We start from the raw sequence: 21,016 nt of genomic DNA, 5'->3' as shown, positions 1-21,016 counted from the left end.
GAACATCGGCATGGCGTTGCTGGAGATCCAGGGGCTCGAAACCCATTTCAAGACCGACGACGGCTGGCTGCATGCCGTCGACGGCGTCGACATGAGCGTCGACGCCGGCCAGACCCTATGCGTGGTGGGCGAGTCGGGCTGCGGCAAGTCCGTCACCGCGATGTCGGTGATGCGGCTCATCGCGATGCCGCCCGGGCGCTTCGCCGGCGGGCGCATCCTGTGGCAGGGCCGCGACCTGCTGCAGTTGTCCGACGAGGCGATGCGCAAGATCCGCATGAAGGAGATTGCCATCGTCTTCCAGGAGCCGATGACCTCGCTGAACCCGGTGTACACCATCGGCGACCAGATCGGCGAGGCGCTGCGGCTGCACGAAGGCCTGTCGAAGAAGGACGCCACCGACCGCGCCATCGAGATGCTCAAGCGCGTGAAGATCCCAACGCCGGAAAGGCGCGTCCACGACTACCCGCACCAATTCTCCGGCGGCATGCGCCAGCGCGTGATGATCGCCATGGCGCTGTCCTGCGGCCCCAAGCTGCTCATCGCCGACGAGCCCACCACCGCGCTGGACGTCACCATCCAGGCGCAGATCCTCGACCTGCTGTCCGAACTGAAGAGCGAGTTCGGCATGGCGGTGATGCTGATCACGCATGCGATGGGCGTGGTGGCCGAGGTGGCACAGCGCGTGGTGGTCATGTACGCCGGCAAGGTGGTCGAGGAGGCGACGGTGGAAGAGTTGTTCGGCCACCCGCGGCACCCCTACACCCAGGGCCTGATCCGCTCCATCCCGCGCATCGACACCGCGGCCATCAAGAAGGTGCGGCTCGAAACCATCGCCGGCACCGTGCCCAAGCTCATCTCGCCGGGCGAGGGTTGCCGCTTTGCGCCGCGCTGCAAGCACGCCATCCCGGCCTGCACGGCGGCCACGCCACCGCTGCGCGAGGTGGCGGGCGGCCACCGCGTGGCCTGCATCCTGGATGTGGCGGCATGACCGCACCGTCGACCCCGGGGCAGCCGCTGCTCGAGGTGCAGGACCTCGTCAAGCACTTCCCGATCAAGGGCGGCTTGCTGGGCCGCGTGGTCGACAAGGTGCACGCGGTCGACGGCGTCAGCTTCTCGCTGCAGGCCGGCGAAACACTGGGCGTGGTCGGCGAATCGGGCTGCGGCAAGAGCACCACCGGGCGCTGCATCCTGCGCCTCATCGAGCCCACCTCGGGTCGGGTGGTGTTCGAGGGCCAGGACGTCACCGCGATGGACAGCACCGCGCTGCGTGGCATGGCGCGGCACATGCAGATCATCTTCCAGGACCCTTATGCCTCGCTCAACCCGCGCATGACGGTGGCCTCGATCATCGGCGAGGCGCTGACGATCCACAAGCTGACCAAGACGCCTGCCGAGTACCACGACCGCATCGTCGACCTGCTCGAGACAGTGGGCCTGCGGGCTGACCACATGCAGCGTTATCCGCACGAGTTCTCGGGCGGCCAGCGCCAGCGCGTGGGCATCGCGCGCGCGCTGGCGGTGTCGCCCAAGCTCATCGTCTGCGACGAGGCGGTGTCGGCGCTCGACGTGTCGATCCAGGCCCAGGTGATCAACCTGCTGGAAGACCTTCAGGCCAAGTTCGACCTGACCTACATCTTCATCGCGCACGACCTGTCGGTGGTCGAGCACATCAGCGACCGCGTGGCGGTGATGTACCTCGGCCGCATCGTCGAGATCGCTCCGGCCAACGCGCTGTACACCGAGCCGCGCCACCCCTACACCGAGGCGCTGCTGTCGGCCGTGCCCATCCCCGACCCGACGGTCAAGCGCAAGCGCATCATGCTGCAGGGCGACGTGCCCAGCCCCATCCATCCGCCCCCCGGCTGCCACTTCCACACCCGCTGCCCGATCGCCCAGAAGGGCCTGTGCGACGTGCAGTCGCCGTTGCTGAAGATCGTGGGCGAGGGGCATCAGGTGGCGTGCCACCTGAGGAGCTGATCGACCTGGGTCGATCGCGCTGACTCGCTGCTCTGGGCTCTCAGCGGCCGTTGCTGCACTGCTGAACAGCCGTCGTTCGATGAGTGGCGCGGGAGCGCCGCGCCTGGCTGCCCTGTTCTGCTCCGTGTCCCCCGCCGCTGGCCGAACGGGGCCAGCGGCTCCTCCTTTACCTGCGCAGAACAGGGCAACCCGTCACGGCGCTCCAACACCACCGAGGTGCCGACGCGAACGATGGCGCGTCGATGTGCGCCGCTGTATCCGGGCCGAGGGCGCCGGGTGGCCGGATGACGCAGGTAAAGGAGGAGCCCGCGGACGCGTTCGTCCGCGGGCGGGGGACACGGAGTCAGCCGGCCACCCGGTGGCCTCGGCCTCGCGCCCACGTCGAAGGGGTTTGCTCTGAGCAGCCGTTCGGAACGTCCGCTACGAGCGCCCCAACCAGTCCGCTGCCCAGGAGCGCCGATGGCGCGACTCCGCAATTGCATGGCGGGACCTCGAGGCACCGCTGATGCGGGCTTGACCCGTGTCGGATGGCTCGTCGCCCTGCCTACACTGCCGCATGACCGACGCGCCAGCCATCGACACCAACCCGCTGGTCCGTCACCTGCGCCAGGTGCTGCTGTGGCCGCTGCGGGTGATGCCCGTGGCCGGCCGCGCCGGGCACCCGCCCTGGCACGTGCTGCGCGACCTGGGCGAGGCCTCGCCCTGGCGCGAACAGGTCGACGAGTACACCGGCGACCCCGACAAGTTCCACGAGCGGCACTACCACGAGTTCGTCACCTTCCTGCCCTACGTGCAGCGCTTCCTCTATGGCGAGGGGCGTGCCGCCCGCCACGCCGATGACGACGCCAGTGGTCCGCCGATGCGCGTGTTCCGCCGCCGTGACGTGGCCGCGGTGCGCGTGGTCACCCGCGTCGGCGAGGCGCCGATCACGCTGCGCGTGGTGCATGTGGACCTGTACTTCTTCTTCGATGTCGACGTGGTGCTGCTCAACGTCGAGGTTGAGGCCGACGACCTGCGGCTGGACCAGGCGCAGGAACTGCTTTACCGCTTCGGCCGGGGCTACCCCCCGGGCTGGGACGCGCAAGGCCAGCCCGTGCACTGCCTGGCTGGCGCCGAGTGGCTGGCCGCCGACGGCACGGTGCTGGCGCGCTCGGACGCACACGACCGCGAGGCCTTCCTGGCCTATGTGGCCGAGCACCGCGCGCCGCGCATCGCCGCCCATTGGGCCTGGTTGCTCGAGCCGCTGCGGGCCGAGCATGCGGCGCCGGGCAGCGCGACCAATGCTGCTCACCATCTTCGTTACCGGCAGCTCGAGTACCACCGCATGCCTGTGATGGCCTACCTGGCGCTGGACGAGCCGCGCGCGTTGTCGCGCAGCGATTTCGTCCGCCTGGGGCTGGTCACCGGCGGCCGCGGCGGCAGTGGCCTGCCCTACGCCGAGCAGCACCTGGCCGACTTCGAGGCCCGCCACTGCTTCGACCGCTTCTGGTCGCCTGGCGGATCTGCACCCGACACGCGCTACCTGTGCTGCGGCCACGCGATGGTCGTGGTGGGCCGTGCCGATGCGCATTTCTTCCGCTGCGCCGAGCGCGGCGTGCTGGCGCAGTTTCGCCACGAGCATTTCCTGATCTTCCTGATCGCGCACTTCCAGAAGGCGGCGCTGCTGATGTTCAGCGACCGGCTGGTCGAGGCGCTGAAGCGATTGAACGTGCGCGATGCCAGCACCGTCAAGCGCTTCAAGCGCGGCATCCGCGCCAGCTTCGAGGGCTTCCTGCGCTTCACCCACCGCTACTGGTTCCACGAGGTGGCCGAGCAGGCGCAGGCCCGCGCGCTGTTCCGCATGACGGCCGACCACCTCGAACTCGACCCGCTGTACGGCGAGGTCAAGGAACGCATCGCCGACATGAACGCCTACCTCGATGCCGACAGCCTGCGCCGCCAGGCCAACACCGTGGTGCGGTTGACGGTGGTGACGATCTTCGGCCTCATCGGCACGGTGACCACCGGCTTCCTCGGCATGAACCTGCTGGCCGAGGCCGACGCGCCGTGGCCGCAGCGACTGGCGCTGTTCGCGCTGGTCTTCGTGGCCACTGGGGCGCTCACCGTGTACACCATGGTCAAGAGCAAGCGCCTGTCGGACTTCCTCGATGCGCTGTCCGAGGAGAAGCTCCCGGCCTGGGGCAAGCTGCGCGCCTTCGCCGCGGTGTGGCGGCGCGACGCCGATTGACCTGGCCCGGCCGCTGCATCGCACCCGTTCCTGCTGCCCAACCGTCCACCGTGGTGCCCATCGACATGACGAACCCCCTCGCCACCGCACCGGCCCCGGTGTTCGACCTGCTGATCACCGGCGGCACCGTCATCGACGGCACGAAGGCGCCACGCTTCGAGGCCGACGTTGGCCTGCTCGATGGCCGCATCGCGGCCCTCGGTGACCTGCGCGGGCGCGCGGCGCGACAGACCCTGGATGCCACCGGCCGCATCGTGGCCCCCGGCTTCATCGATTCGCACACCCACGACGACCAGGCGCTGCTGGCCACGCCCGAGATGGTGTTCAAGGTGTCGCAGGGCGTGACCACGGTGGTCACCGGCAACTGCGGCATCAGCCTTGCACCCCTGCGTGCGGGCGGGCCGCTGCCGGCGCCGCTGAACCTGCTCGACGCAGACGCCCGTGCGCCGTTCGAGACCTTTGCCGACTTCCTCGACGCGCTGCGGCGCACGCCGGCGTCGGTCAACGTGGTGCCGCTGGTCGGCCACACCACGCTGCGCGTGACGGCGGTGGCCGATCTCGATCGCAGCGCCACGGCCGGCGAGATCGCCGCGATGCAGGGCCTGCTGCAGGAGGCGCTGGACGCCGGCGCGGTGGGCCTGTCCACCGGCACCTTCTATCCGCCGGCCGCGGCGGCCAGCACCGAGGAGATCATCGAACTCGGCCGCCCGCTCACCGGCACCGGGGCGCTCTACGCCACCCACCTGCGCGACGAGGCCGACGCGATGACGGCGGCGATGGACGAGGCCCTGCGCATCGGCCGCGAGCTCGACGTGCCGGTGGTGCTGTCGCACCACAAGGTGCAGCTGCCGCACAACTTCGGCAAGTCGGCGCAGACGCTGGCCCACGTGCGTCGGGCCATGCAGTGCCAGTGCGTGTCCTTGGACTGTTATCCCTACACCGCCGGGTCGACGATGATCCGCACCGACCGCGGCTTGATCGACGGCCGCGTGCTGATCGCCTCCAGCGTGCCGCACCCCGAATGCGCCGGTCGCGACCTGGCCGACATCGCCGCCGAATGGGGCGTGCCGCGCGACGAGGCGGCGCGCCGCCTGCAGCCCGGCAGCGCCATCTACTTCATGATGGACGAGGGCGACGTGCAGCGCATCCTGGCTTTCGACGAGACGATGATCGGCTCGGACGGCATCCCCATCGGCGACAAGCCGCACCCGCGGCTGTGGGGCACCTTCCCGCGGGTGCTGGGGCACTACAGCCGCGACCTGGGCCTGTTCCCCCTCGAGACCGCGGTGTGGAAGATGACCGGCCTGACCGCACGCAACTTCGGCCTGCACGACCGCGGCACGCTGGCCGTCGGCCGGCCCGCCGACGTGGTGGTGTTCGACCCCGACACCGTGCTCGACACCGCCCGCTACGACGACCCCCAGCGCGTGGCCGCTGGCATCGACGTGGTCATCGTCAACGGCGCCATCACCTGGCGCCAGGGCGCGCACGCCGGGGCGCGGCAGGGCCAGGTCATCGTGCGCACCGGCCGGGGCGCGGGCACGGCGGCCGTTGCGCGTCTACCCTGAGCGGGGCACCCATTCGGCGAGACCACAATGTGCACATGGCCTTTGGGATGTCCGAGGGCCGACCATCGATCTTCCCGAGGTCTCCCCGATGAAATTCCACCGCAGAACCCTCGCCGCGCTCGCCCTGGCCGCCGGCGCCACATTCGTCCACACCGGCGCCATCGCGCAGGCCAACGTGCTGCGCATCGTGCCGCACTCCAACCTGGCGATCCTCGACCCGATCTGGACCACCGCCTACATGAGCCGCAACCACGGCTACATGGTCTACGACACGCTGTTCGGCACCGACGAGAAGAACCAGATCAAGCCGCAGATGGTCGAGAGCTGGACCGAAAGCGCCGACCATCGCCTGTGGACCTTCAAGCTGCGCAAGGGCCTCGAGTTCCACGACGGCAAGCCGGTGACCAGCGAGGACGTCGTGGCCAGCCTGCAGCGCTGGGGCAAGCGCGACGCCATGGGCTCGGCGCTGATGCAGTTCGTGCAGCGCATGGACACGCCGGCGCCCGACACCTTCCGCATCTTCCTGGGCGAGGCCTGCGGCTTCGTGCTCGAGGCGCTGGGCAAGCCGTCGTCGAACGTGCCCTTCATCATGCCCAAGCGCATCGCCGACACCGATGCGTTCAAGCAGATCGAAGAGCACATCGGCTCGGGCCCCTACGTCTTCAAGAAGGACGAATTCAAGCCCGGCGACAAGGCCGTGTACACCAAGTTCGCCAAGTACGTGCCGCGCAGCGAGCCGCCGTCGGGCACGACGGGCGGCAAGCGCGTGTACGTCGACCGCGTGGAATGGAACCTGGCGCTGCGCGATGCGCAGGCGCAGGTGAACGCGCTGCAGAAGGGCGAGGTCGACATCATCGAGCAGCTGTCGTTCGACCACTACGAGACTGTCAAGGCCGACCCCAAGCTGCAGATCCCCAGGGTGGCCAACCTCGGCCTGCAGTACATGGCGCGGTTCAACCACCTGCACAAGCCCTTCGACAATCCCAAGGTGCGGCAGGCCGCACTGGCCGCGTTCGCGCAGGAGCCGTTCCTGCGCGCGCAGGTGGGCGTGAAGGAGCTCTACCGCACTTGCCCGGGCATGTTCATGTGCGGCACGCCATACGGCAGCGCGGCGGGCAGCGACATCCAGAGCAAGAGCAACATGAAGAAGGCGCAGGAGTTGCTCAAGGCATCGGGTTACGACGGCACGCCGGTGGTGCTGATGAAGCCCACCGACCTGGCGGCGATCCAGAAGCTGCCCGACGTGGCGGCCCAATTGCTGCGCCAGGCCGGCTTCAAGGTTGACCTGCAGGCGATGGACTGGCAGACCCTGGTCGGCCGCCGCGCCAAGAAGGACGCGCCGGACAAGGGCGGCTGGAACATGCTGATCACCGGCTGGCAGGCCCACGACATCTGGAACCCGATCAGCAACCCGACGATGGACACGCGCGGCGAGAAGTCAGGCTGGTTCGGCTGGGCCAAGGACGACGCGCTGATGGCGCTGCGCGACCAGTTCCTGCGCGCCACCGACGAGCCGGCCAAGAAGAAGCTGGCTGATGCGATCCAGACCCGCGCCTTCGAGATCGGCACCCACGCACCGCTGGGCGAGGTGGACGTGCCGCTGGCCGCCGGGCGCCAGGTGAGTGGCTTCTTCGTCAGCAACGGCCACCTTTACTGGAACCTGAAGAAGCAGTGAACGCTGTTGGGGCGCGCCGCTTGCGCGGCGCACCGCTGCCCATGCGGCATCATCCGCCGAGGATCAGCCGACGACGATCGGCTGCCGACTCATTGTCCGCGGGCGTAGGACGATCCGCGCGGCGCTTCGGCCATCGCCGGCTGCGCCTGCGTCGCGGACAGGTGGCGATACCCGCCATGGCCGCCATGGCGGTGGCCGCCCCACGGCAGCACGATGCAGCCGCTGAGCGAGATGCCGAGGGCGGCGAGGGTGGCGAGCTTGATCAGACTGGACATGCGCTTCACGTTCTTCTCCTGAGCGGACCACGCGCCGCCAGAGTGATCAACGTGCCCCGTCGGGCGGGGATGACCGCAACCTTTGCTGCAGGGTAAAGCGGACGAAAGAGTTCGTACGATGGCCGATTGCCGGCATGTGGGGACGCCGGTGACGCCTCGGCACCTCAGCCGAGGACCTGCCCCGAGCGTCCGCCCCGGCGGGCCTTCAGGGCGCGCAGCAGCAACACGGCCGCCGTCGTGCCGGCCAGGGCGGGGCTGGCCATCAGCAGGCGGGCCAGGCCGTCCAATGCCTCAGCGTCCACCTGCTGCACCATGTCGGCCAGCGCCGACACCTCGGTGGCGCCGATGTTCAGCGTGTCGTCCAGGCGCACCTGCATCGAATCCCAGCCGCTGCGCAGTCGGATGGCGGTGAACACGCCGCCGGCCACCGCGGCCATGCTCAACAGGCCCAGCGGGCGCATCAGGTGCTCGATCAGGCGGCGGCGCTCGGCCGGCGGGGCCGTCTGGTAGACGGCGCCCACCAGGGGTCCGATCTCGGCGGCAGCGGCGTTCGATGGGACGTCGGCATCGGTCATCGGGTGTCTCCTGGGGAATCGGGCAAGGCCTGGAGTGTCCCGCCGCTTCGTTGCAGCCGTGTTGCAGCATGCATCTTGCGGCGCGTGATGATTCCGGCGGGCGCCTGGCCATGGCGCGCGACCCCGCAAGTGAAACACCAGTATCCGGATTCGGCAAGCGACTTCTCGGGGTTGCCGGGCCGTCGTTCGATGGACCTCCGCAGGGTACCGCCCGTGGCCGGACAGGATTGCCGGATCGGGCTAACGGCGGCCTGCGGCCCCGATCGACCATCCGCCATCGCCCATCCACCGCCTGCAGGCGGGCGGGCCCGATCTTTGTCACGAGGAGGAGACCCACCATGTCTCGCATGCGGCTTTCTGGTTTGTGCAACGCGGCACGGTCCGCACTCGCCGGATCGGCGCGGGCGGTGCTGGCCGGCTCGGCGCTGATGGCCCTGGCCGGCGCCGCCCCCGCGGCCACCGAACAAGAGGCGGCCAAGCTCGGCAAGGAACTCACCCCGGTGGGCGCCGAGCGCGCCGCCAACAAGGACGGCAGCATCCCCGAGTGGAAGGGCGGCGACCTGAAGGCGCCGGGCAGCTGGAAGCCCGGCCAGCCGCGGCCCGACCCCTACGCGTCCGATGCGGTGTTGTTCTCGATCGACGCCGCCAGCGCCGACAAGCACAAGGACAAGCTGTCCGAAGGCCAGCTCGCGCTCATCAAGCAGCTCAAGGGCTACAAGATGAACGTGTACCCGTCGCGCCGCTCCTGCGGCTATCCCGATGCGGTGTACGAGCGCTCGCGCGCCAACGCCACCGGCGCGGCGATGGCCCCCAACGGCTGGGACATGGCCAAGGCCACGCCCGGCGGCGTGCCGTTCCCGATCCCGAAGAACGGCGCCGAGGCGATGTGGAACCACAAGCTGCACTGGACGGGCGAGGGCCGCATCGAGCGTTACGCGACGATCTTCTCGCAGCCCAAGGGCGGCGACTTCGTGCCTCTGGTGCAGGACCAGTGGACGCTCACGCCCTTCGGCTCGACCAAGGCCAAGTCGATGGCCGAATCCGAGGGCATCGAGTACAAGCTGCTCAATGAGGTGGTGTCCCCGGCCGCGCGCGCGGGCGAGATGATCCTCATCCACTATTTCCTCGACAAGGCCAACGACGCCTGGCTGTACTTCCCCGGCCAGCGCCGCGTGCGCCGCTCGCCCACCTTCAGCTACGACAACCCGGTGCCGGGCTACGAGAACCTGCTGATGGTCGACCAGTACCCGATGTTCTCGGGCCCGCTCGACCGCTACGACTGGAAGGTGGTCGGCAAGCAGGAGCTCTACATCCCGTACAACACCTTCAAGTTCAACGACACCAGCAAGAAGTTCAAGGACATCTTCGGGCCCGACTACCCGCAGCGCGACCTGATCCGCTACGAACTGCACCGCGTCTGGAAGATCGAGGCCACGGTCAAGTCCGGCATGCGCCACCTGTTCCCCAAGCGCGTGATCTACCTCGACGAGGACACCTGGATGGCCGTGGTGCAGGACCTGTACGACGCGCAGGGCAAGATCTGGCGCTCGATGGAGAGCTACCCGTACAGCGCCTGGGAGCTGCCGGCCTGCGTGTACCAGGGCTACATCAGCTACGACCTGAACGTCGGCCGCTACATGGCCGACAACATGCCGCAGGAGGGCAAGGTCGACTGGCTCGCCGGACGCGAGGGTCGCATCGACCCGAAGCGCTTCGACGCCGATGAACTGCGTCGCGCCGGCGGCCGCTGAGCCACCGCGCGGGAGGAGAACCCACCATGACCCAGCATCCCAGCCTGGCCCGCAGGGCCCTCGGCACGGCCCCTCGCGCCACCATCCGGCGGGTGGCCCTGGCCGCCGCCCTGGTGTCTGCCGCCGGTGGCGCGCAGGCCATCAGCTTCGAGACCGAAGGCGGCCTGCGCGGTGACTTCAACACCACGCTGTCCTACGGCCTGCAGGTGCGCCTGCGCAATCCGCTCGCCACCAACCTGGGCAACGACAATGGCGGCGACGTGCCATTCGAAGGCCCCATCGGCACCAACCTGCACGGCGCCGGTGGCGGCGCGGCGGCCAACCCCGACTTCAACTTCCTCAATGGCGACGACGGCAACCTCAACTACAAGAAGGGCGACATCGTCTCGCTGGCGCTGAAGGGCACGCACGAGCTGGGCCTGAAGTGGGGCGACGGCTGGAAGTTCCTCGGCCGCGGCACCTGGGTGGTCGACACCAAGGTCGACAACACCCGCACCACGCCGCTGTCGCAGGACGCCAAGGACCTGGCGGCCCGCAACGTGCAGCTGCTCGACCTGTGGATCTCGAAAGACCTGTCCATCGGCGGCGCGCCCACCACCATCAAGCTGGGCAACCAGGTGGTCAGCTGGGGCGAGGACGTATTCATCCTCGGCGGCGTCAACAGCATCAACCCGCTCGACCTGCGCAAGTACCACACGCCCGGCACGCAGCTGAAGGAGATCTTCCGCCCGGCGCCGATGCTGTACTTCAACACCGGCCTGAGCTCGCTGGTCAACCTCGAGGGCTACTACCAGTTCCGCTGGAACGGCTTCCAGTTCGACCCGGTGGGCACCTTCTTCTCCGGCGCCGACGTGGTGGGCAAGGGCCAGCGGCCGGCCTACGCGCCGTCGACCTTCGGCCTCTGCGCGATCGGCGGCGTCACCTCGTTCACGCCCGGCACCTGCGGCGACGGTGCCGGCGCGCGCATCTCCCCCGGAGAGAACGTGGTGCCCATCGAACGCAGCGACCGCGAGCCGCCCGACCGCGGCCAGTACGGCCTGGCGATGCGCCTGAAGCCCAAGAGCATCGACGCGGAACTGGCCTTCTACTACATGCGTTACCACGACAAGCTGCCGTTCACGTCCTTCGTGGCGGACGCAAAGAACTCGTCGCTGGTGACGCCCACCTCGCAGGGCAACCTGCTGGGCCTGTCGTACTTCAATGAGTACGGCCAGGACAAGGACCTGTTCGGCTTCTCGCTCAACACCAAGGCCGGCCCGGTGGCGGTGGGTGCCGAGATCTCGTACCGGCCGCGCGACTCGGTGGCCATCGACCCCACCGTGCCGGTGCCCGCGGGCCTGGCCACGGCCTTCGCCTTCCCGTTCACCGGCCTGGCGCCGGGCAAGGCCATGGGCTACAGCGTGATGGACGGCGTGAGCTGCCTGCTCGGCACCGGCGACGCCGTGTCGGCCGGCCCCGGCAAGACGCACGACCCGGCCACCTGCCGCACCTACACCCGCGGCTATGTCGAAGAGAAGAAGTGGCAGGCCCACCTGACCGGCTTCTACTTCATCGAGGTGAACTCGCCGATCGGCGCCATCATGAAAAGCCTGGGTGCGGCCGAAGGCTACGTGCTGGCCGAGGTGGCGGTGGCGCACTACCCGAAGCTCGACACGGCCAACATCCCGTACCTGATCTTCCCGAGCTACGGGGTGCCCAACAAGACCTCGTGGGGCTATGTGCTCGAGGTGGCGCTGACCTACCCGGACGCCTTCCTGGGCCTGAACGTCATCCCGCAGATCGACTTCGTCCACGACGTGCGCGGCATCTCGCCCAACACCATCCCGTTCGTCGAAGGCCGCAAGTCGCTGTTCCTGGGCGTGACGCTCGACAAGAGCAGCACCTGGAAGGGCCAGATCGGCGTGTCGCACTTCTGGGGCGGCGGCACCAGTAACCTGATGCGCGACCGCAGCTTCTTCGCGGCCAGCCTGGCCTACACCTTCTGACCCTGCAACGGGCAGCCCTGGTCCGCGCCGTCGGCGCGGACCAGGGCGCCCCCTGCGCTGCCCAGCCGACCGCATGATCGCCCGACTCGTCCAGCGCCTCGAAAACCTCATCTTCGGCCGCCGCGGCGCCACGTTGGCGCTGCTGGCCGTCGTCACCGTGGTGATGGGCGTGTTCGCCGCGCGCCTGCACATGGACGCAGGCTTCGACAAGCAGTTGCCCAGCGGCCACGAGTACACCGACACCTTCTTCAAGTACCGCGAGACGCTGTTCGGCGCCAACCGCCTGATGGTGGTGGTGCATGCGCGCAAGGGCGACATCTGGAACGTGCCCTTCCTGCGCAAGCTGAACGACGTCACCAAGGCCGTGCTGTACATGCCCGGCGTCGACCGGCGCACCGTGTCGTCGCTGTGGACGCCCAACACCCGGGTGCTGCAGATCACCGAAGAGGGCTTCCAGGCCCGCGACGTGATCGGCGGCGACGTCACGCCCGAGAAGCTCGACGACAAGCGCATCGTGCAGATCCGCGAGAACGTCGTCACCGGCGGCTACATCGGCAGCCTGGTGGCCACCGACGGGTCGGGTGCGATGGTCATCGCCGACCTGCTCGACATGGACCCGCAGACCAAGGCGCGCACCGACTACATCGAACTCGGCAAGCGCCTCGAGACCGAGATCCGCGCCAAGTTCGAGGATGCCGACGTCGAGATCCAGATCATCGGCTTCGCCAAGCAGATCAGCGACATCGCCGAGGGCGCCAAGACGGTGGCGATCTTCTTCGTGCTGGCCTTCGTGCTCACCGCGCTGGCCGTGTTCTGGTACTGCCGCTCGGTGGTCTTCACCTTCGTCACGCTGGTGTGCTCGCTGGTGTCGCTGGTGTGGCAGTTCGGCACGCTCAAACTGCTGGGCTACGGCCTCGACCCGCTGGCGGTGCTGGTGCCCTTCCTGGTGTTCGCCATCGGCGTGTCGCACGGCGTGCAGCAGGTCAACTACATCTCGCGCGAGATGTGCGCCGGCAAGAGCAGCTACGACGCCGCGCGCTCCAGCTTCAGCGGCCTGCTGATCCCCGGCACCATGGCCCTGGTGACGGCCTTCGTCGGCTTCGCCACGCTGGTGCTGATCCCGATCCCGATGATCCGCGAGCTGGCCATCACCGCCAGCATCGGCGTGGCCTACAAGATCGTCACCAACCTGATCATGCTGCCGGTGCTGGCCTCGTACTTCAAGCTCGCCGACGACTACGTGCCGCGCATCGACACCCTGCGCGCACGTCGCGAGGAGGTCATCGCGGTGCTCGACCGGGTGGCCGAGAAGCGCGTGGCCTTCGTGGTCGTCGGCATCGGCCTGGTGGTGTTCGCGCTGGCCTGGTGGCAGAGCCAGGGCCGGCACATCGGCTACCTGAAGCCCGGCGCGCCCGAGCTGCGCGAGGACGCCCGCTACAACCGCGACGCGGTGGCCATCGTCGAGCGCTTCGGCCTGGGCCTGGACGTGCTCACCATCGTCAACGAGGTGCCCGAGGAAGGCTGCTACGACTTCGGACGCATGACCTACATCGACCGCTTCGCCTGGCACATGGCCAACCAGGAGGGCGTCACCAGCGTGGCCTCGCTGCCGGGGCTGGTGAAGGTGGGCGCCTCGGGCTTCAACGAAGGCAACCTGAAGTGGGCCGCGCTGCCGCGCGACAAGCGCTCGATGGCCAGCTTCATCGGTCTGGTGGGCGAAGGCTCGGGCCTGTACGACCCGCGCTGCACGGTGCTGCCGATCAATGTGTACCTGACCGACCACAAGGCCATGACGCTGAAGTCGGTGATCGATGCCGCCAAGCAGTACCGCGAGGCCAACAAGTTCGACACCGTCACCGTGCGCCTGGCCAGCGGCAACGCCGGCGTGCAGGCGGCCACCAATGAGGTGCTCGAGCGCACCGAGCTGCCGATGATGCTGTACGTGTACGGCACCATCGTGTTGCTGGTGCTGTTCACCTACCGCGACTGGCGGGCGATGGTGGCCTGCTGCGTGCCGCTCACCGTGGCCACCTTCCTGGGCTACTGGTTCATGAAGACGCTGGACATCGGCCTCACCGTCGCCACGCTGCCGGTGATGGTGCTGGCGGTGGGCATCGGCGTCGACTACGCCTTCTACATCTACAACCGGCTGCAGTTGCACCTGGCGCACGGCGTGGCCATCGAGCCGGCCTTCAAGGCGGCGCTGCTGGAAACGGGCAACGCCACCATCTTCACCGCCATCACGCTGTCGGTGGGCGTGGCCACCTGGGCCTTCTCCGACCTGAAGTTCCAGGCCGACATGGGCCTGCTGCTGGCCTTCATGTTCACCATCAACATGGTCATGGCGATCACCCTGCTGCCGGCCCTGGCGGTGGTGATCGACACGCTGATCCCGCGGCGCGGCCCGGTGCGCGCGCCGACCCTGTCGCACTGAGCACGCCATGAGAGCACCCATCGTGATCGCGTCCCTGCTCGCCGCCGCGCTGGTGACGGGGCTGGCCTGGGCCGTCGTCGGCGCGCGCGCGCCGGCCGCCGTGCCGGCCGGACATGCCACGCTGGCCGTGCTGGCGTCGAAGAACCTGCTGCTGGCCGGGGCCAGGATCGGCCCGCGGCTGGTGGTGGTCGGTGAGCACGGCCACGTGCTGGTGTCGGACGACCGCGGCAAGACCTGGCTGCAGGCCAAGAGCGTGCCCACGGTGACCACGCTGACCGCGCTGCACTTCGTCGATGCCCGCCGCGGCTGGGCGGTGGGCCATGGCGGCATCGTCATCGCCACCACCGACGGTGGCGACCACTGGACCCTGCAATCGGGCCAGCTCGACGGGCCCGAGATCCTGTTCTCGGTGTGGTTCCGCAGCGCCACCGAAGGCCTGGCCGTGGGTGCCTATGGCTATGCCGCCACCACCGACGACGGCGGCAAGACCTGGAAGCGCTTCGAGATCGCCGAGGGCGAGGACGGCGAGCGCCACCTCAACCACATCTTCGCCGGCCCGCCGGGCGCGGGCGGCGCGCCAGCCAGCCTGTGGATCGCCGCCGAATCGGGCCTGCTGTTCCGCAGCGACGACAACGCGCGCACCTGGCAGAAGGTGGCGCTGCCCTACAAGGGCTCGATCTGGGGCGGCACCACGCTGGCCGACGGCGCGATGCTGGTGTGGGGCATGCGCGGCAACCTGCTGCGCAGCGACGATGGCGGCAAGACCTTCGCCAGCGTGCCCACCGGCACCGACCAGTCGCTGGGCGGCGGCGTGCAACTGCCCGATGGCGCGGTGGTGCTGGCCGGGCTGGGCGGGGTCGTCGTGCACAGCGCCGACGGCCGCCGTTTCGAATCCACCGTGCGCGACGACCGTGCCGGCCTCGGCGGCGTGCTGCCCGGCCCCGATGGCCAGGTGGTGCTGCTGGGCCAGGGCGGCGTGCAGATCCACCCGATTGCGGCGGCCGCCTCGGCGCCGCGCTGACGCAGGGAGACCCGTGATGAGCTCGACCGACACCACCCTCTCGCACGCCCGCGGCGTGACCACGCCGCCGCTGATCGACCTGACCATCGGCCAGGCCCTCGACGCCACCGTGGCGCGCCACGGCGAGCGCGAGGCGCTGGTGGTGCCGCACCAGGGCGTGCGCTGGACCTGGCGCGAGCTGGCCCGGCGGGCCGATGCCGTGGCCGCCGGCCTGCTGGCGCTGGGCCTGGACCCCGGCGACCGCATCGGCATCTGGGCCCCCAACTGCGCCGAGTGGGTGCTCACGCAACTGGCCACCGCGCGGGCCGGGCTGGTGCTGGTCAACGTGAACCCGGCCTACCGGCGGTCCGAGCTGGAGTACGCGCTCAACAAGGTCGAGTGCAAGGCCCTGGTGCTGGCGCCGTCGCTGAAGACCAGCAACTACCTCGAGATCGTCAACGACCTGGCGCCCGAACTGGCCGCCAGCCCCTTCGGCCAGTTGCACGCGCGCGCGCTGCCGCACCTGCGCTGGGTGATCCGCCTGGGCGAGGACACCACCGACGGCATGCTCAACTTCAGCGAGCTGCCCGACCGGGCCACCGACGCCAGCCGCGCCCGCCTGGCCGCACTGGCCCCCGTGCTGGCCTGCGACGACGCCATCAACATCCAGTTCACCTCGGGCACCACCGGCTTCCCGAAGGGCGCCACGCTCACCCACCGCAACATCCTGAACAACGGCTTCTTCGTCGGCGAGGCCATCCGCCTGACCGAGGCCGATCGCCTGTGCATCCCCGTGCCGCTGTACCACTGCTTCGGCATGGTGATGGGCAACCTGGGCTGCCTCACGCACGGCGCCACCATGGTCTACCCCGCCGAAGCATTCGACCCGCTGGCCGTGCTGCAAACGGTGCAGGCCGAACGCTGCACCGCGCTGTACGGCGTGCCCACCATGTTCATCGCCGAGCTCGACCACCCGCGCTTCGCCGAGTTCGACCTGGCCACGCTGCGCACCGGCATCATGGCCGGCTCGCCCTGCCCGGTGGAGGTGATGAAGCGCGTGCAGGCGCAGATGAACATGCGCGAGGTGACCATCGCCTACGGCATGACCGAGACCTCGCCGGTGTCCACCCAGAGCGCGGTCGACGACCCGCTGGAGCGCCGCGTGTCCACGGTGGGCCGGGTGCAGCCCCACCTGGAGGTGAAGCTGGTCGACTACCAGGGCCAGACCGTGCCGCATGGCGCCACCGGCGAGCTGTGCACCCGCGGCTACTCGGTGATGAAGGGTTACTGGAACGACGAGGCCAAGACCCGCGAGGCGGTGGATGCCGACGGCTGGATGCACACCGGCGACCTGGCCACGATGGACGCCGAGGGCTACGTCAACATCGTCGGGCGGCTGAAGGACATGGTCATCCGCGGCGGCGAGAACGTCTACCCGCGCGAGATCGAGGAGTTCCTGTACCGCCACCCCAAGGTGCAGGACGTGCAGGTGGTGGGCGTGCCCGACCTGAAGTACGGCGAGGAGCTGTGCGCCTGGATCATCCTGCGCAGCGGCGAGCGCGCCACCGCCGACGAGATCCGCGAGTTCTGCCGCGGCCAGATCGCGCACTACAAGGTGCCGCGGCACATCCGCTTCGTCGACGCCTTCCCGATGACGATCACCGGCAAGGTGCAGAAGTACCTGATGCGCCAGCAGAGCATCGCCGACTTGGGGCTGGTGGAGCAGAAGACCGCCTGATCGCACGCACCATCGGCGCGCTTGCATGGTCGGCGGCGATGGTGTGATTCGTGCTTACCCTGAGCTTCGACGGCACGCTGCGGGTCCTGCGGTGTGCCATGCTTGCAGGCGGAGCGCAGGAGCAGCCGATGACGGCCTTCCAATACCAGACCATCCAGTCCGACGACGTCAACGACCACGCGGCCAGCCTGTCGCGCTGGGACCAGCAATACGACCAGGTTGCGCCCGGCCGCTTCGACGGCCGCCTGCAAGACCTGTGGCTGGGCCCGGTGCAGGTGTTCCGCGAATCCACCTCGCACGCCGTGCTGCAGCGTGGTGCGCCCTGCCCAAGCACACTGACGCTGGCCGTGCCGGTGGGCGCGCACAACCAGGGCTGGTTCTGCGGCCGCCGGCTCGACGAGCGCCAGGCCTTCGGGCTGATCGCCGGGGGCGAGTTCGAACTGGCCACGCGCGGCAATTTCGACATCGTCGCCGTCGGTGTCGACCGCGATTTCCTCGACGGCTACTCGCAGCGCGTGGATGGCGTGGGCTTCGTCGGCACGCTCGACCGCAACGACCTGATCGACGGCAGCGAGGCCGACAACGCCGCGCTGCGCGAACTGCTGCTGGCCACCCTGGGCACCGCCGCCGACAGCCCCAAGCTGCTCGAGCAGGAGCCGCTGCGCAAGGCGCTGGTGCATTCGCTGTGCGACGCGCTGATCCACCGCTTTGGCCGCCGCATGGCCCCCGCAGGCGCCGGCGACACCACGGCGGCCACGCGCCAGCGCGTGGTGCGCGAGGCGCGGCGCTACATGTCCACGCACGCCGAAGAACCCATCACCGTGCCCGACCTGTGCGAAGCCATCCACGTCTCGCGGCGCACGCTGCAGTACAGCTTCCAGGACGTGTTGCAGATGAGCCCGGTCACCTACCTGCGCGCGCTGCGGCTCAATGGCGTGCGCCGCGACCTGCGCCGCGGTGGTGACGAGCCCGTGGCCGACCGCGCCGCGCGCTGGGGCTTCTGGCACCTGTCGCGTTTCGCGGCCGACTACCGCCACATGTTCGGCGAACTGCCGTCCGAGACCCTGCGCCACGCGCGCGGCCTGTCGGCCTCGCATTGATCCAGCGCAGGACGAACCGCCCGACCTGAACCCGGGGGGCCGCGGGCCCCGGTGGCGGCTGGGTTTCCGTGATAGTGTCATTGCCGAATCGCCAAGGCCAAGGGCATGGGCAACCGGTCAGCGCAACGCAACGCACCCGCGACAGGCACCGATGCCGTCGGTGCCACCACCTGGATGAGGCAGCCGCAGCTGGCGTGGGCGGCAGCATTGACCGTGGTGCTGATCTTCGGCCAGGCCTTGCCGGCCACCCGCTTCTTCGCGTCGCCGGCGCAGTACCTGCCGCTGCACACCGTGCTCGAGGTGCTGGCGATCGTGGTGTCGGGCATGGTGTTCGCATTGGCCTGGAACCTGCGGCAGCAGGCCGAGAACAGCCATCGCATGACGCTGGCCGCGGCCTTCCTCGCCGTCGGCCTGATCGACCTGGCGCACACCCTGTCGTATGTCGGCATGCCCGACTGGGTGACGCCCAGCGGCCCGGAGAAGGCCATCAACTTCTGGCTGGCCGGACGCTTCGTGGCCGCCATGGCCTTGCTGCTGGTGGCCGTCACCCAGCCGCGGCGATGGTCCGCGCCGGCCACCCTGGCGGCATCGGTGGCGCTGGCCGCCGGCATCTGGTGGGTCGGCCTGTGGCGTGCCGAGTGGCTGCCGCACACCTTCGTCGACGGCCGCGGGCTGACGCCGTTCAAGATCGGTGCCGAATACCTGCTGGCGGCGCTCTATGCCGTGGCCGCGGTGCTGCTGTACCTGCGGGGCCGGCGATCGCAGAACAGCGAGTGGCAGTGGCTGGGCACCGCCGCCTGGGTGCAGGGCCTGGCGGAGATGTTCTTCACGCTGTATGCCGACGTGACCGATGTCTTCAACCTGCTCGGCCACGTCTACAAGGCCTTGGCCTACCTGATGATCTATCGGGCGCTCTTCGTCGCGGGGGTGCAGCAGCCCTACCGCGAGCTGGACCTCGAGCGCTCGCGCCTGAAGGCCCTGGTGGCCACCGTCCCCGACCCCATCTGGCTGAAGGATGCCGATGGCGTCTACCTGGGCTGCAATGCGGCCTTCGAGCGCCGCTACGGCGCGCCCGAAGCCCGCATCGTCGGCCGTACCGACCACGATTTCGTGCCCCCCGAGCTGGCCGACGAGTTCCGCCGCCAGGACCGCGAGGTGATGGCCTCGGGCCAGTCCGTCACCCGCGAGGAGCGCATGACCTTCCTGGCCGACGGCTACCGCGGCCTTTTCGAGATCAGCAAGACGCCGATGGTGGCCGCCGACGGCACGCTCGTCGGTGTGCTGGCCGTGGCGCACGACATCACGGGACGCCGCGCGATGCAGCAGCAGTTGCAGCAGCGCCTCCGCGAGCTGGACGGCCTGTACGGCGTGTTCCGGCTCACCGAGGACCTGACCGAACCGCTGGCCACCCAGTTGCAGGCGGTGGCCGACCACCTGCCGGCGGCCTGGCAGCACTCGGCCATGGCGTCGGCGCGGGTGGTCGTCCAGGGCGACGCCTACGCCAGCGCCGGCCACACCGAGACCGCGTGGCAGCAGCGCACGGTGATCCGCCTCGCGGGGGAGGAGGCGGGATCGATCACCGTGGGCTATGCGCGCGCGCCGGACGAGCTGCCGGTGTTCCTGCCCGAAGAGCAGCAACTGCTCGACGCCGTGGCGGCGCGGCTGGCCAGCGTGGTCGAGCAGCGCGCCGTGCAGCGCAGGCTGCGCGAGCGCGAGGCCATCTTCCTGGCCATCGCCAGCCAGGCGGCCGATTCCATCGCCCTCATCGACGCCGAGACCGGGCGCTTCGTCGAGTTCAACGACGCCGCGGCCCGCAACCTGGGCCACACGCGGGAGGCGTTCGCCGCCATGACCCTGGCCGACATTCAGGCCTCGCGCGACGTCGAAGACCACCTCGCGGCGCGCCGCACCCTGGCCGCGGCAGGGCCGGCGGTGTTCGAGTCGCGCCACCGCCACCGCGACGGCAGCGTCCGCGACGTGCGGGTCAGCATGCGCATGCTCGATTTCGCGGGCCGCTCGTACGTCGCGTCGATCTGGTCCGACATCACCGAGCGCAAGCGGGCCGAACTCCAGGTCCGCGAAAGCGAACAGCATTTCCGCAACCTCGCCAACGGCGGGTCGGCGCTGATCTGGACCTCGGGCCTCGACGCCCAGTGCACCTACTTCAACGAGCCCTGGCTGCGCTTCACCGGCCGCAGCCTCGAGCAGGAAACCGGCAACGGCTGGACCGAGGGCGTCCACCCCGACGACCACGCGCACTGCATGCAGACCTACGTCGAGGCCTTCGAACGGCGGGTGCCCTTCAGCATGGAGTACCGGCTGCGCCGCGCCGACGGCGCCTACCGCTGGCTGCGCGACGACGGCAATCCGCGCTGCGACTCGCAGGGCCGCTTCATCGGCTACATCGGCTTCTGCGTCGACGTCACCGAGCAGAAGGAGGCGGCCGCCGAGCTGGAGCGTTATCGCCAGCACCTCGAGTCGCTGGTCGACGAGCGCACGCGCGAACTGGCCGTGGCCAAGGAGGCCGCGGAATCGTCCACCGTCGCCAAGAGCACCTTCCTGGCCAACATGTCGCACGAGATCCGCACGCCGCTGAACGCGATCATCGGCATGGCGCACCTGATCCGGCGCTCGGGCGTGGCCCCCGAGCAGGCCGATCGGTTGGACAAGATCGATGCCGCCGGCGACCACCTGCTCGACACCATCAACAA

The 21,016-nt window shown here is 69.4% G+C and carries 14 protein-coding genes; 12 read left to right on the top strand and 2 right to left on the bottom strand.

All coding sequences use genetic code 11. The features are described from left to right. The first annotated feature begins 10 nt into the window (after positions 1 to 10). From EOINJALH_RS18335 to EOINJALH_RS18315, 5 genes are all read left to right on the top strand, one after another. Complete coding sequence (locus EOINJALH_RS18335; RefSeq protein WP_088282697.1) at positions 11 to 988, top strand: ABC transporter ATP-binding protein; 978 nt, start codon at positions 11 to 13, stop codon at positions 986 to 988. Continuing rightward, positions 985 to 1,977, top strand: a complete 993-nt coding sequence (locus EOINJALH_RS18330; protein ID WP_088282695.1) for an ABC transporter ATP-binding protein — start codon at positions 985 to 987, stop codon at positions 1,975 to 1,977. Before EOINJALH_RS18335 ends, EOINJALH_RS18330 begins: the two co-directional genes overlap by 4 nt. 556 nt (positions 1,978 to 2,533) lie before the next feature. Continuing rightward, entirely contained in the window at positions 2,534 to 4,204 is a 1,671-nt protein-coding gene (locus EOINJALH_RS18325; RefSeq protein ID WP_088282693.1) for a hypothetical protein, read from the top strand. A gap of 65 nt (positions 4,205 to 4,269) precedes the next feature. Further along, entirely contained in the window at positions 4,270 to 5,772 is a 1,503-nt protein-coding gene (locus EOINJALH_RS18320) for an amidohydrolase family protein (protein ID WP_088282748.1), read from the top strand. Positions 5,773 to 5,860: 88 nt separating this feature from the next. Further along, positions 5,861 to 7,447, top strand: coding sequence for an ABC transporter substrate-binding protein (locus EOINJALH_RS18315; protein WP_088282691.1), 1,587 nt, complete (start codon positions 5,861 to 5,863; stop codon positions 7,445 to 7,447). 89 nt (positions 7,448 to 7,536) lie between these two features. Here the strand turns inward: EOINJALH_RS18315 and EOINJALH_RS18310 are convergent, their stop codons facing one another. Both EOINJALH_RS18310 and EOINJALH_RS18305 read right to left on the bottom strand, forming a co-directional pair. Then, positions 7,537 to 7,731, bottom strand: a complete 195-nt coding sequence (locus tag EOINJALH_RS18310) for a hypothetical protein (protein WP_144290084.1) — start codon at positions 7,729 to 7,731, stop codon at positions 7,537 to 7,539. 155 nt (positions 7,732 to 7,886) lie between these two features. After that, on the bottom strand, positions 7,887 to 8,297 hold the full coding sequence (locus tag EOINJALH_RS18305) for a hypothetical protein (RefSeq protein WP_088282687.1): 411 nt from the start codon (positions 8,295 to 8,297) through the stop codon (positions 7,887 to 7,889). 338 nt (positions 8,298 to 8,635) lie between these two features. On the opposite strand from EOINJALH_RS18305, the gene EOINJALH_RS18300 reads away from it, so the two are divergent. The 7 genes from EOINJALH_RS18300 to EOINJALH_RS18270 form a co-directional block, all read left to right on the top strand. Beyond that, the gene (locus EOINJALH_RS18300; protein ID WP_234413915.1) at positions 8,636 to 10,048 is read left to right on the top strand and encodes a DUF1329 domain-containing protein; all 1,413 of its coding nucleotides are present in this window, start codon (positions 8,636 to 8,638) and stop codon (positions 10,046 to 10,048) included. 26 nt (positions 10,049 to 10,074) lie between these two features. Further along, positions 10,075 to 12,033 carry a DUF1302 domain-containing protein gene (locus EOINJALH_RS18295; protein ID WP_088282685.1) on the top strand — a complete coding sequence of 653 codons (1,959 nt, stop codon included), beginning with the start codon at positions 10,075 to 10,077 and terminating at the stop codon, positions 12,031 to 12,033. 73 nt (positions 12,034 to 12,106) lie between these two features. Beyond that, positions 12,107 to 14,467 (top strand): RND family transporter, encoded by a 2,361-nt coding sequence (locus EOINJALH_RS18290; RefSeq protein WP_088282683.1) that lies wholly within the window; start codon positions 12,107 to 12,109, stop codon positions 14,465 to 14,467. 7 nt (positions 14,468 to 14,474) lie between these two features. Then, positions 14,475 to 15,488 (top strand): YCF48-related protein, encoded by a 1,014-nt coding sequence (locus tag EOINJALH_RS18285; RefSeq protein ID WP_088282681.1) that lies wholly within the window; start codon positions 14,475 to 14,477, stop codon positions 15,486 to 15,488. Between the two features lie 16 nt (positions 15,489 to 15,504). After that, the gene (locus EOINJALH_RS18280; protein ID WP_088282679.1) at positions 15,505 to 17,205 is read left to right on the top strand and encodes an AMP-binding protein; all 1,701 of its coding nucleotides are present in this window, start codon (positions 15,505 to 15,507) and stop codon (positions 17,203 to 17,205) included. Positions 17,206 to 17,333: 128 nt separating this feature from the next. Then, on the top strand, positions 17,334 to 18,305 hold the full coding sequence (locus tag EOINJALH_RS18275) for a helix-turn-helix domain-containing protein (RefSeq protein WP_158219808.1): 972 nt from the start codon (positions 17,334 to 17,336) through the stop codon (positions 18,303 to 18,305). Between the two features lie 105 nt (positions 18,306 to 18,410). After that, a partial coding sequence (locus tag EOINJALH_RS18270) for an MASE3 domain-containing protein (RefSeq protein ID WP_144290083.1) occupies positions 18,411 to 21,016 on the top strand: 2,606 nt, incomplete at its 3' end.

It is taken from the genome of Ideonella sp. A 288, assembly GCF_002198735.1.
In the GTDB taxonomy this organism is placed as follows: domain Bacteria; phylum Pseudomonadota; class Gammaproteobacteria; order Burkholderiales; family Burkholderiaceae_C; genus Pseudaquabacterium.
Note: the sequence above shows the minus strand (reverse complement) of the source record. Positions and strands in the feature narration are given on the sequence as shown.